At 67.9% G+C, this 12285-nt stretch carries 11 protein-coding genes and 1 pseudogene; all 12 read right to left on the bottom strand.

Annotation, left to right across the window (positions count from 1 at the left end; translation table 11 throughout):
* Window positions 1-218: 218 nt before the first annotated feature.
* The 12 genes and pseudogenes from ACODSD_RS16075 to ACODSD_RS16020 all read right to left on the bottom strand — a co-directional run bounded on the left by ACODSD_RS16075 (window position 219) and on the right by ACODSD_RS16020 (window position 12121).
* Window positions 219-443 carry a DUF2274 domain-containing protein gene (locus tag ACODSD_RS16075; RefSeq protein WP_488877809.1) on the bottom strand — a complete coding sequence of 75 codons (225 nt, stop codon included), beginning with the start codon at window positions 441-443 and terminating at the stop codon, window positions 219-221.
* A complete protein-coding gene (locus ACODSD_RS16070) occupies window positions 440-1696 on the bottom strand; it encodes a TraB/TrbI/VirB10 family type IV secretion system protein (protein ID WP_488877808.1) in 1257 nt (418 codons plus the stop codon). The genes ACODSD_RS16075 and ACODSD_RS16070 overlap by 4 nt, the downstream gene beginning before the upstream one ends.
* 2 nt (window positions 1697-1698) lie before the next feature.
* Complete coding sequence (gene trbG, locus ACODSD_RS16065) at window positions 1699-2712, bottom strand: P-type conjugative transfer protein TrbG (RefSeq protein WP_488877807.1); 1014 nt, start codon at window positions 2710-2712, stop codon at window positions 1699-1701.
* Window positions 2709-3413, bottom strand: a complete 705-nt coding sequence (gene trbF, locus ACODSD_RS16060; protein WP_488877806.1) for a conjugal transfer protein TrbF — start codon at window positions 3411-3413, stop codon at window positions 2709-2711. Before trbF ends, trbG begins: the two co-directional genes overlap by 4 nt.
* 11 nt (window positions 3414-3424) lie before the next feature.
* Window positions 3425-4765 carry a P-type conjugative transfer protein TrbL gene (gene trbL / locus ACODSD_RS16055; protein ID WP_488877805.1) on the bottom strand — a complete coding sequence of 447 codons (1341 nt, stop codon included), beginning with the start codon at window positions 4763-4765 and terminating at the stop codon, window positions 3425-3427.
* Between the two features lie 11 nt (window positions 4766-4776).
* On the bottom strand, window positions 4777-5520 hold the full coding sequence (gene trbJ, locus ACODSD_RS16050; protein WP_488877804.1) for a P-type conjugative transfer protein TrbJ: 744 nt from the start codon (window positions 5518-5520) through the stop codon (window positions 4777-4779).
* Entirely contained in the window at window positions 5517-7955 is a 2439-nt protein-coding gene (gene trbE / locus ACODSD_RS16045; protein ID WP_488877803.1) for a conjugal transfer protein TrbE, read from the bottom strand. The genes trbJ and trbE overlap by 4 nt, the downstream gene beginning before the upstream one ends.
* 12 nt (window positions 7956-7967) lie before the next feature.
* Entirely contained in the window at window positions 7968-8240 is a 273-nt protein-coding gene (locus ACODSD_RS16040) for a VirB3 family type IV secretion system protein (protein ID WP_488877802.1), read from the bottom strand.
* On the bottom strand, window positions 8237-8614 hold the full coding sequence (locus tag ACODSD_RS16035) for a TrbC/VirB2 family type IV secretion system protein (protein WP_488877801.1): 378 nt from the start codon (window positions 8612-8614) through the stop codon (window positions 8237-8239). Before ACODSD_RS16035 ends, ACODSD_RS16040 begins: the two co-directional genes overlap by 4 nt.
* Entirely contained in the window at window positions 8611-9663 is a 1053-nt protein-coding gene (gene trbB, locus ACODSD_RS16030) for a P-type conjugative transfer ATPase TrbB (protein ID WP_488877800.1), read from the bottom strand. The genes ACODSD_RS16035 and trbB overlap by 4 nt, the downstream gene beginning before the upstream one ends.
* Complete coding sequence (locus tag ACODSD_RS16025) at window positions 9660-10124, bottom strand: hypothetical protein (RefSeq protein ID WP_488877799.1); 465 nt, start codon at window positions 10122-10124, stop codon at window positions 9660-9662. The genes trbB and ACODSD_RS16025 overlap by 4 nt, the downstream gene beginning before the upstream one ends.
* Window positions 10121-12121, bottom strand: a pseudogene (locus ACODSD_RS16020) (conjugal transfer protein TraG). The gene ACODSD_RS16025 and the pseudogene ACODSD_RS16020 overlap by 4 nt, the downstream one beginning before the upstream one ends.
* Window positions 12122-12285 lie beyond the last annotated feature (164 nt).

The raw sequence follows: 12285 nt of genomic DNA, 5'->3' as shown, positions 1-12285 counted from the left end.
AAACTAGAAAAGCGATTCATTGGTGTAGTGAGTTCACAAGCGATTGTTTTTCTGTATAGCCAACGTCACCAGCAACCATCATGGTGTTCTTGATGGGCAATGCGGGGAATCGGATACTCCGCCGAGAGTACAAATTTGCTGCTCAGCGCATCAGCCACACTACACCTCCACCGCAGCGTCACTGACTGGTCGCAGAGAACGGAGAAATCCTTAGATGATCAACGCTTGTGAGCAGTGATTCGAAACACCCTATCCCCCGCCATGAACGCCTCCAGCATGTGCGGAATCAGCGCCGCCGCATCTACCCTCTCGCCGTAGGTCTGCGCGTGCAGCGCGGCATAGCGATCCAGGTCCGCCTTGAGGCTGGACGGGCAGGCAAACGTCAGTTTGACGCTCTCGGTCTTGGGCAGCGGCCCCAGCCGCAGCTTCTTGGCCATGCTCATGGCGCAACCCTCCGGTGGAAGAATAAAGGCTGATACGGCCGCAGTACAAGATCGCGGTTGACGATGATGCGCACCGGCAAGCCCGGCCGCTCGGTCAGCGTCGGCTGGATGTTCATGTTGCGCCGGGTCATCTCCTGCCCGATCTGGTTCACGCTGTCCTGCACGCTGTCGCGTCCGGCGATCACGATGCGGTTGCCGTCCTGCCGGTTCTCCGGCGCGGCCAGTTCGGCCCCCACGCCCAGCAGCGTGGTCAGCGCCGCGCCGGCGAAGAGGCGGCCCCAATGCCAGTCCACGCCGTCCTCCAGTCCGGCGTAGCCGGCCGGGTCGGTGCCGGCCAGGTTGTCGAGCGTGAGCGAAGACGTGTCGGGCAGGATGATGCGGTTCCACACCACTTGAACCCGGCTCTGCCCATAGCTCACCTGGCTGTTGTAGCGCCCCAGGATGCGCGACCCCTGCGGGATCAGCAGGAACTTGCCCGTGCCCGTGTCGTAGACCGGCTCCGTTACCGTGGCGATCACGTCGCCCGGCAGGTCGGACTGGATGCCCGTCACCAGCGCGCCAGCGATTACCGTTCCGGCCATGACCTGATACGGCGAGGCCGGCATTTGCAGATGGCCTGAATTGCGGTTTTCCGCAGAACCGGCTTTCAGGAAAGCCTCTTTCTGGTCTTGCCGGTTCTGCACCGCCGTCGGGTCGGCGGGCTGGGCCGCCGTGGAGGCCGGCCCGGCCGCCTGCGGATCGAAACCCGCCATGGCGGATGCCGGGCCCGCCCCTGCGGCCGACGCAATGCTTTTGCCTTGGCTGGCGGAACGGAAGAACACCGTCGAAGCCGCCGCCGCATCGGCCTCCTTGCGCCGTGCGGCTTCAGGATCATCGCCCGGCGGCGCATAGCTGGGCGTCACCGGCTGCTGCGACTGCACGATGGCCGGCCCCAGGTCGCCCGGCAACGGCGGCCCCAGCTCGGGCACCTTTGCCGGCAGCTTGGAGTAGTCGGACGGCAGGCCGTCCAGCCCTTCGGACTTGGAGACGCGGTCCACGTTGTACAGCTCGGTCTGCTCAGAGCCGCCGCGCCGCTGCGGCTGCAACGACCAGATCGTGGCACCGAGCACAGCGAGCGACAGGCCGCCAGTCAACATGGCCAGCGTGCGCCGGTTCAGGCGCGTGACCGGGCGCGGCTGGGCGCGCAGGGCCATCGCCTCGGGCGCGGCCTTGCCCGCTGGCGGCGCGAGGCCGGGGGAATGGTCTTCATGCATGGTCAATTCCTCCGCGCGCCACCCGAAACCCCGTCGGTGCGCTCGATCCGCACCACCTCGCCCTTGTCCCCGCCCAGGCGCAGTTCGGCCGCGCCGAACAGCCGGTCCACGATGTAGTACGGCGGGCGGAAGCGGTAGTTGACGAGCTGGCCATCGCCCTGCGCGCCGATCACGAACAGCGGCGGCAGCTCGCCCTGGGCGATGCCTGGCGGGAACTGGATGTAGACCTTCTCGCCATCGTCGAATGCGCGCAGCGGCTTCCACGGCGGATTGCTGCCGCTGACCGCGTAGCGGAAGCGGATCTTCTCCAGCGCCAGGCCGGTATCGACCGGCTCGGCGGCGCTGGCCGCCTGCGCCTGGCGCTGCAGGGCCAGCATCCTGTCCTTCGGGTACTCCCAGGACACCGAGGCCATCCAGGTCCTCTCGGTGGAGGCCAGTTCCAGCAGATACGTCCTGCGGCTGGTGGTGATGACCAGATTGGTCTTCAGGCCCGAGCGGATCGGCTTGACCATCACATTGACGCGCAGCGCGTCGCCGCTGCCGCTGGAGGTGTCCCCAACGATCCAGCGCACGGTATCGCCGGCGGCGACCGTCACCAGCTCCTCGCCGGGCTGCAGCGCGATCACGGTCACGCGGCCCACGGCCGCATAGACCTGGTACAGCGCGCCGTCGGTAAACGGCCAGACCTGGATCGCATTGACATAGCCCTCGCGCGTGGGCGCGATGCGCGCCTCGGCATTGGCGCGCGAAACCCGTCGTTTCTCGTCAGCGGGTTCCGGCACGGGCCTGACCCCATCGGTCTCGGGCAGCGGCTTCAACTGCGCCGGCAGCGCCAGCGGTTCGGGCACCGCGACCACTTCCACCGGCCTCGGCGCCTCGGGCAGCCGCTGGGCCTGCACCGGTTCATCCAGCGAGATGAGCGGCGGCGGCTGGCCCTGCGTGGCGCAGCCCGAGAACAGGATGGTCGATGCAGCCAGGATCACCGGCAAGGCGGATTGACGGAAATACGCATTCATGGCTTGGCTCCTTCATTGCCTTCCAGATCTCGGCTCCACGCCAGCCCGTTGACGTAGATGCCCAAGGGGTTCTTGCGCACGCGCTGCTCGGTGCGCGGGGTCTGCTGCACGATGGACACCACCGCGTTCCAGCGCTCCGTGCGGTCCAGCGCGCCGTTCACAAAACGTGTCTCCGTCCAGCGCACGTTGAACGACACGTCGCTGGCGCGGGTCACGCTGCTGATCTGCACCGTCACCGATTCCTTGCCGATGCGCGAGAACGGATCGGCCACCCGGGCGTACTCGTTGAGCACCCCCGCGCCCTTGTCGGTGGCGTAGTCGTAGGCGTCGAGCCAGTTCTGCCGCACCACGACGGGGTCGATGGACAGGCCGCGCACCAGGCCGATGAAGCGGCCCAGGTGATAAGCCAGCTGGGCATCGCTGGGCTGGTACGGCGTGGCGGCTTCGCCCACGGCGCGCACCTGGCCCGCTTTGTCCACCTCCACCACGTAGGGCGTGACGATGGACTGCGCCGAGCGCCAGACCAGGCCGCCGGCCATCAACAGCGCCAGCAGCAGGCAGCCAAAGGCCATCCAGCGCCAGTTCTTCGCCTGCACGCGGGCCGAGCCGATGCGCTCGTCCCACACCTGCGCTGCGGCCTGGTAGGGCGTGGCGGGCTGCGGCGTGTCGGCGTAGCGCACCTGGGGTCGTTGGAATCGCATGGTTTCTCTCCTTATGCGTCGGCATCGCGCAAGCTCGGCCCCTGGCTGGAGCTGCCGCCATCGCCGCCACGCAGCGTGTGGGCGGCCGTGGTCGCTGCCTGGGTGATCTGTTGCCTGCGATGCAGGCGCTTGGCCCAAGCAGGCTGTTCGGTGACAGGGGATGCGGGGGCGGAATAATTGGCGGCCTGTGCCGCAGCCCCCGAAGCCGAAGCCGCGTCATCGGGGCCGAAGGCGGCAGCGACACGCTCCTTCATCGAACGCGCCCCATCGGCCACTTTCTGTCCGGCGGCTTCCGCGCCAGTCCGGGCCACGTTGCCCAGACCGGCAGCCGCCCCCTTGAGGCCGCCGCCCGCGGCGGCCGATCCTTCAGCAAAGGCTGCTTTGGCGCTACCCGCCCCGCTGGCCGCCAGTCGCGCGGCACCAGGCGCCATGCGCGCCCCGGCAGCCACCGCGCTGCCCACGCCGGTGGCCGCCGCGCCGACTGCGACAGCGGTTCCCGCCGCACCAATGGCAGCGCCGGCCATCGCCCCCGCGCCCAGCTGCGGCCCGCCGGACACCAGTCCCGTCGCAATCCCTGGCCCGAAGATGCCCAGGGCCAGCAAGGACAACGAGGCCAGCATGATGACCAGCGCCTGGTCGATGGAAGGCTCGGAGCCGGCCGGGGTCTTGAACTCCGCGAACAACCCCGAGCCGATCCCGACGATGACGGCCAGCACCAGCACCTTGATGCCCGACGAAATCACATTGCCCAGCACCTTCTCGGCCAGAAATGCGGTCTTGTTCCACAGCGCGAACGGCACCAGCACAAAGCCCGCGAGTGTGGTCAGCTTGAACTCGATGAGCGTCACGAAGAGCTGCACCGCCAGCACGAAGAAGCACAGGATGACGATGAGCCAGGCGAGGAACAGCACCACGATGGGCACGATGTTGGTGAACACGTCGGGGAAACCGGACAGCTCGCTGAGCTGTCCGAGGATGGGCGCGCCGGCGTCGATGCCCGCCTTGGCCAGCCGGCCCGGCTGCAGGAAATTCCCCATGCTCAAGGCCGAGCCGCTGGCAGTCAGGCCCAGGCCTGCGAAGGAGCGGAACACGATGCCGGCCAGGCTGTTGAAGTTGCCGATGATGTAGGCGAAGGCGCCCACGTAGAGCACCTTGCGCAGCAGCTTGGCGATCACGTCCTCGCCCTGGCCGCTGGCATGGCCCAGCGCCCAGTAGAGGCCGGCGATGGTCATGTCGATCACGATCAGCGTCGCCGTCAGAAAGGCCACCTCGCCCTGCAGCAGGCCAAAGCCCGAGTCGATGTAGCGCGAGAAGATGTCCAGGAAGCGGTCGATCACCGTGACGTCGTTCATGGCCGGCCCCGCTAGCGGCTGTAGAAGTCCACGGCCTGCGGCGTGTACGCCGTGCCCGTACCGAGGAAGCGCCGCGTCACCTCGCGGCCCCGCTCGGTGGCCGCCGCCTGCCGCGCCAACTCCAGCGACGCCGCCCGGTCCTGCGTGATCTGCAGCCGCTGCGTCTGAATGGACTGCTTGGCCTGCAGGGCCAGCAGCTGGTTCATCGCCTGCAGCGCTTGCAGCGCACCTTCCGCCGCTTGGCTCTTGCCCACCAGGCCGGCCAGCACGCCTTCGTCGTCGGCCAGGTTCTGGGACGCCTGGGCCTGCATCTGCATGGTGGTCTGCAGGCCGTTGAGCGTGTTCTTCCAGCGTGCTTGAGCGTCCTGGTACATCTGATTGCCGCTCACCGTGGCGGCGTACTGCTCGGGATACAGGCGCGCGAATTCCCGGTCCAGATCCGCCACCTCATAGGCCAGGCCCTTGGCCTGCGCGATCAGGCGCTGGGTGGTGGCCAGGTTGGCGCGCAGCTGGTTCACCACGCTGGACGGCAGGCTGGCCAGGTTGCGCGCCTGGTTGATCAGCATTCGCGCCTCGTTCTGCAGCTGCTTTATCTGGTTGTTGATCTGCTCCAGGGTGCGCACCGCGGTCAGCGTGTTTTGCGTGAAGTTGGAGGGGTCGAAAACGATGCGCCAGGCCAGGACGGGCGCCGGCGCCAGCAGCGAGGCGGCCAGGACGGCGGCGATGGCGGCGTGAAGAAGGATGCGGGGTTTCATGGCGAGGTCTCCTGTGCTTGCGGGGGCGGGAAGGAAGACAGCAGATCGGCCGCCCATGGCAGGCCGCCATGGCGCAGCCAGGCGGCGGCGAACGGGATGGACGCGGAAGCCGACGCCGCGAGCACCGCGTCGATGTCGCGCTGGTCCTGCGGCGATGACGCGCCGGCGAAAGCCAGCGTCGCCGGCCCCAGGTCGAGGTCGAACAGGCGGTTGCCGAGACGGGACTGGTAGTAGTAGTCGCGCTTGGGCTGCGCAGTGGCGACGATCTCGATCTGCCGCGCGTTCAGGCCGAAGCCCTCGTAGATCGTGCGGATCTGCGGCTCGGTGGCCTGGGGGTTGGGCAGGAAGATGCGGCTGGCGCAGCTCTCGATGATGGCCGGCGCGATGCTCGAATCCTTGATGTCCGCCAGCGACTGCGTGGCGAAGATCACCGAGACGTTTTTCTTGCGCAGCGTCTTGAGCCATTGGCGGATGCGCGCCGCGAACACCGGGTCGTCGAGGAACAGCCAGGCCTCGTCGAGGATCAGCAGCGTGGGCGCACCGTCAAAGCGTTCGTCAAAGCGCGCAAAGAGGTAATGCAGCACGGCCATCACGGCGGCCTTGCTCTGCATCAGCTCTTCCATCTCGAAGCCCTGCACGGCAGCAGAGCCCAGGCGGTCTACATCCGCGTCCAGCAACTTGCCGTGGGCACCGCCCAGCACATAAGGTGCGAGCGCCTGGCGCAGCGCGTTGGATTGCAACAGCACGGACAGGCCCGTCATCGTGCGCTGCTCCAGCGGCGCACCGGCCAGGCTGCCCAGCGCGGACCAGACCGCCGCTTTTTCTTCGGGACCGACGGCCACGCCTTCGTGCAACAGCCGGCCTTCGACCCATTCGGCGGCCCAGCCGCGGTAGCCCTCGCGGTCGATGCGCGCGAGCGGCTGGAAGGCGATCTCGCCGTCCATCCCCAGGTCGTAGTGCTCGCCGCCGAGGCCCAGGATGGTGGCGCGCATCGAACGCCCCATGTCGAAGGCGAAGATGCGCGAGCCGGGGTAGCGCCGAAACTGCATCGCCAGGGTGGCGAGCAGCACCGACTTGCCCATGCCGGTCGGCCCGGCCACCAGCGTGTGGCCCACGTCGCCAATGTGCGTGACCAGCCGGAACGGCGTGGCGCCGTCGGTGCGGGTGACGATCAGCGGCGGGCCGCCCAGATGGTCGTTCTTCTCCGGCCCGGCCCACACGGCCGACACCGGCATCAGGTGGGCCAGGTTCAGCGTCGAGACGATGGGCTGGCGCACATTGGCGTAGGCATGGCCCGGGATGGACGAGAGCCAGGCCTCCACCGCGTTCAGGGTTTCGGGGATGGTCACAAAGCCTCGGCCCTGGATCACGCGCTCCACCCTGCGCAGCTTCTCGTCAGCCACCGCGGGGTCGGCGTCGAGCACCGTCACCGTGGCGGTGACATAGCCGAAGGCCACCTGGTCGCTGCCCAGCTCCTGCAAGGCCGCATCGGCGTCGGCCGCCTTGTTGCTGGCGTCGGTGTCCACCAGCGGGCTTTCCTGCTGGAAGATGGTTTCGCGCAGCAGCGCGACCACGTTCTTGCGCTTGGCGAACCACTGGCGGCGCAGCCGCGCGAGTTCCTTCTCTGCTTCGGCCTTGTCCATGCACAGAAAGCGCGTACTCCAGCGGTACGCAAATCCCAGGCGGTTGAGGTCGTCCAGAATCCCCGGCCAGGTCGAGGTCGGAAAGCCCCGCACCGTCGCCACGCGCAGGTGCTGGTCGCCCAGCATGGGCGCCAGCCCGCCGATCAGCGCGGAGTCCGTCAGCAGCGCGTCCAGATGGAACGGCACCTCGGGCACCGCCACGCGGTAACGCCGCGTCGAGATGGTCGCGTGCAGGTAGGTCAGCGTCTGCGCGTCATCGAGCCAGGCAATCTCCGGCATTACGCCGTCGAGCAGGTCAAACACCCGATCCGTCTCGGCCACGAAGGCGGTCAACCGCTCGCGCCAGTCCACGCCTTCGGTCGGGCGGTTCTCGTAAAGCATCCCGGCCGCACGGGCGCGGGATTCTTCCGCAGGCAGGTAAGCCAACGTCAGGTGATAGCCGCTCTCGAAGTGCTGGCCCGACTCCTCGAACGCGGCGCGGCGCTCCTCGTCCACCAGCCAGGACAGCGGCTCGGGGAACTGCGAGCGCGGGTAGTCCGCCGCCGGCCGGCGCTCGGCCTCGATGAACAAGGCCCAGCCCGAGCCGAGCCGGCGCAATGCATTGTTCAGCCGAGCCGACGTGGCGATCAATTCGCCCTGCGTGGCGCTGTCCAGATCAGGCCCACGGAACCGTGCCGTGCGCTGGAAGCTTGCGTCCTTGTTCAAGACGACGCCCGGCGCGACCAGCCCGGCCCAGGGCAGCCAGTCGGCGAGCAGCGCGGGCCGCTGGCGGTATTCGGCAAGGTTCAGCATCGCGGCATCCCCCTACACGTCCAGCAGCGCGCGATGCTTGATGTGGCGCGCAAAGACCTGCATGAACTGCGGATCGACGCGCGCGCCCCACACCGCCAGCGAGTGGCCAACGATCCAGAGCGCCACGCCAGGAATCCACAGTTGCAGGCCCAGCCCGATGGCGGCGGCCAAGGTGCCGTTGGCAATCGCCACGGTGCGCGGTGCGCCTCCCAGCAAGATGGGCTCGGTCAGCGAACGGTGCAAAGGCACCTCAAAGCCCGCGGCGAAGGTCTCCGGGGCGTTCATACGACGGCCCCGCCGGAGAAACTGAAGAAGGACAGGAAGAAGCTCGAAGCCGCGAAGGCGATGCTCAAGCCGAACACGATCTGGATCAGCTTGCGAAAGCCGCCTGAGGTGTCGCCGAACGCCAGCGCCAGGCCCGTGGCGATGATGATGATGACCGCGATGATGCGCGCCACCGGCCCCTGGATGGATTCGAGAATGGACTGCAGCGGCCCTTCCCACGGCATCGACGAACCGGCGGCCTGCGCGGTGCCCACGAGCAGCAGCATCAGCGCTGCAAGCAGCAAGCCCTGCAGCGCCGGGCGGGCCAGCTTATCCAGCCGTGCGGGCCGGCGAAGCGGATTGACAGAAAAGCGCAAAGCATGGGCGTGGGTCATGGCAGTTCTCCAGCGGACTCTGAGGACAGGGAAGGCACAGCGGCAAGCGCTGCGGGGGACACCGGCGGCAGCTCGGGAAACGGCGCTTCCAGCGCGTCCGCCAGCTGGTAGCCCACGCCGTCGAAACCAACGACACGGGCAATGCTCTCGGCGCGGCGCTTGCGCCCGCGCCCGGCGATATAGACCACCACATTGACCGCCTCGGCGATCAGCGCGCGCGGCGGGTTCACCGCCACTTCAAGAATCAGTTGCTCCAGGCGCAGCAGCGCGCCCACGGCGGAGCCCGCGTGGATGGTGGCGATGCCGCCGGGGTGGCCCGTGCCCCAGACCTTGACGAGGTCCAGCGCCTCGCCGCCGCGCACCTCGCCGACAATGACGCGATCCGGCCGCAGCCGCATGGTGGCGCGCACCAGATCGGTCATGGACACCACGCCCGCGCGGGTGCGCAGCGGTACGTGGTCACGGGCCGCGCATTGCAGCTCGATGGTGTCTTCGAGCACCAGCACCCGGTCGCCGGTGGCGGCGATTTCCGCGAGCAAGGCATTGGCCAGCGTGGTCTTGCCGCTGCTGGTGGCCCCGGCGATCAGGATGTTCTGGCGCTCGCGCACGGCCCAGCGCAGAAACTCGGCCTGCCCGGTGGTCAGGATGCCGTCGGCCACATAGCAATCCAGGCTGAGGATGCTCACGGCGCGCTTGCGCAGCGCAAAGGCCGGCCCCGGCGCGGCCGGCGGCAACACCCCCTCGAAGCGCTCGCCGGTCTCGGGCAGCTCGGCGGATAGCAGCGGCTGGCCGCGATGGACTTCTGCGCCGACGTGGGCGGCGACCAGGCGAATGATGCGTTCGCCATCGGCCTCAGACAGCTCCACCCCCATCGGTGCGCGGCCCGTTGAAAGCCGGTCGATCCACAAAGTTCGATCCGGGTTGAGCATGATTTCCACCACGTCCGGGTCTTCCAGCGCGGCGGCAATCAGCGGCCCCATCGCCGTGCGCAGCATCTGGATGCGGCGGTCCAGCGACGTGGCGCTCATAGATTGCGGAACGGCACTCATGGGGCACGCTCCGCCGTCCGCTCCTGCCCCGCCAGGTCGTCCATCCGCACCGGGTCTGGATGCAGCTCCTCCACCACGTCGCGCACCAGGCTGCGCCCGCGCAGCAGGTGCCGGCCCAGTTGCTCGACAAACTGCTCGAAGCGCGCTTTGCCCTGCGCGCGGGCCGCGTCCTGGTGCGCTTCGGGCACCGGCGTGCTCACCGTCAGGAAGTAGCGGATGAACAAGGCCAGCGTCTCGATCTCGATGTTCTGATCACGCTCCAGGCGCTCGAACTGGCGCGACAGCCGGTCCAGCCGCTTGGCAATCGCCGCCTCGCGCTGGTCGCCCGCATCGGGCGACAGCCAGGACGCCAGCGCCGCCGCGACGATGGATGACTTGGACACCCCCTTCATGGCGGACAGCGCGTCCAGGCGCCTGGCGTGCTCGGGCTGAATGAAGAGGTTCAAACGGTGCTGGCTCATAGATCGATTCCGTCGTCAGGGGCTAGGGATGCCAGCCGGGCCGTGCGCTGCAGGGCCGGGTCGAGCTGGCGTGGAAGAGACAGCGGCGAGTCGTCGTCATCGAGCAGCGCGAGGTCTGCAGCAGGAGCCGCCAGCTCGGGGTCGTACTCGACGGCTTCAGACAGCTCGGGCTGGCGGCGCGGGCCGCCGTCGTCGGCACTACCGATGCCATCGTCGGTGTCGAAGGCCGGTGCTGCCGGAACCGAGGGAATCGCCAGCCCGCGCCAGTCATCCGTGCGTGCCGGCGGCATGTCGGGGTACGGGCCACCGTCCGCCAGCACGGGCGGCGGCAGCACGCGCAGCTTGAAGTTGGGGTCGGCGTAATAACGCAGCTTCTTCGCCTTGATCGGCGCCAGGCTGGACACCATCACCACCGCCTCATCGGGCGGCAGCTGCATCACCTCGCCCGGCGTCAGCAGCGGCCGGGCCGTCTCCTGGCGCGACACCATCAGATGGCCCAGCCAGGGCGCGAGCCGATGGCCTGCGTAGTTGCGCTGCGCACGCAGTTCGGTCGCGGTGCCCAGGGTTTCGGAAATGCGTTTGGCCGTGCGCTCGTCGTTGGTGGCGAAGGTCACGCGCACATGGCAGTTGTCCAGAATCGAATGGTTCTAGCCGTAGGCCTTGTCGATCTGATTGAGCGACTGCGCGATGAGAAAGCTGCGGATGCCGTAACCCGCCATGAAGGCGAGAGCCGTCTCGAAGAAGTCGAGTCGGCCCAGCGCCGGGAACTCGTCGAGCATCAGCAGCAGCTTGTGGCGGCGCGCGATGCCGTCCGAGCCGTCGAGCGATTCGGTGAGCCGCCGCCCGATCTGGTTGAGGATCAACCGAATCAAGGGCTTCGTGCGGCTGATGTCCGAGGGCGGCACCACCAGGTACAGCGACACCGGATGCTCGGCGGCGATCAGGTCCGCAATGCGCCAGTCGCAGCGCGAGGTGACTTCGGCCACCGTGGGATCACGGTAGAGGCCAAGGAATGACATGGCCGTGGACAACACGCCCGAGCGTTCGTTGTCGCTTTTGTTGAGCACCTCGCGCGCGGCCGAAGCAACGACGGGATGCGATGTGTCGCCAAGATGGCGCGTCGTCATCATCCGGTGCAGCGTCAGCTCGAACGGGCACGCGGGGTCGCTGAGGAAATTGGCCACGCCGCGCAGCGTCTTGTCCTCGCCTGCGTAGAGCACATGCAGGATGGCGCCGACCAGCAGCGCGTGCGAGGTCTTTTCCCAGTGGTTGCGCTTCTCCAGCGCGCCTTCGGGGTCCACAAGGATGTCCGCGATGTTCTGCACGTCGCGCACTTCGTGCGCGCCGCGCCGAACCTCCAGCAGCGGGTTGTAGGCCGCCGACTTCGCATCGGTGGGGTTGAACAGCAGGCAGTGCGAGAAGCGCGAGCGCCAGCCGGCCGTGATCTGCCAGTTCTCGCCCTTGATGTCGTGGATGACGGCCGAGGCCGGCCAGGACAGCAGCGTCGGCACGACCAGGCCGACGCCTTTGCCGGATCGCGTCGGCGCAAAGGTCAGGACGTGTTCCGGCCCTTCATGCCGCAGGTACTGGCGGTCGTGCAGGCCCAGAAACACGCCGGCCGATTGCGTGAGCCCCGCATCGCGGATGTCCCGCGCGTTCGCCCAGCGCGCCGAGCCGTAGGTCGTGACCAGGCGCGCCTGGCGCGAGCGCCAGATCGACATGCCAATGGCCACCACCACTGCGAAGAGGCCGCTGCCGCCCGCGATCGTGCCGCCGGCGTTGAAGACGCGCGGCGCGTAGGCATCGAAGAAGAACCACCACTCGAACAACCGCCACGGGTGGTAGACCGGCGTGCCCAGGAAGTCGAACCAGGGCGAGCCCAGGCGCACTTGATAGCCCAGGGCCGCTGCCGTCCACTGCGTGGCACCCCACACCCCGGCGATCACGATGCCGAACACCACGGCGATCTGACCGAACAGCACGTTCGTCCCTTGCATGACCTGGCCTCCAAAGCACGACACAAGGACGTGCCGCAGGCGTCAGGATCGGTGCCGGGTCAGTGCCGGTCAAAGACCGTTTGAGGCAGAAAGGTCGAGGAAAAAGAAAGAATGCGTACAGCGGCGAGACAAAGAAAAACGCCGCAAGCGCGAGTGCTTTGCGG

Source organism: Chromobacterium sp. FG22, assembly GCF_057809415.1.
Note: the sequence above shows the minus strand (reverse complement) of the source record. Positions and strands in the feature narration are given on the sequence as shown.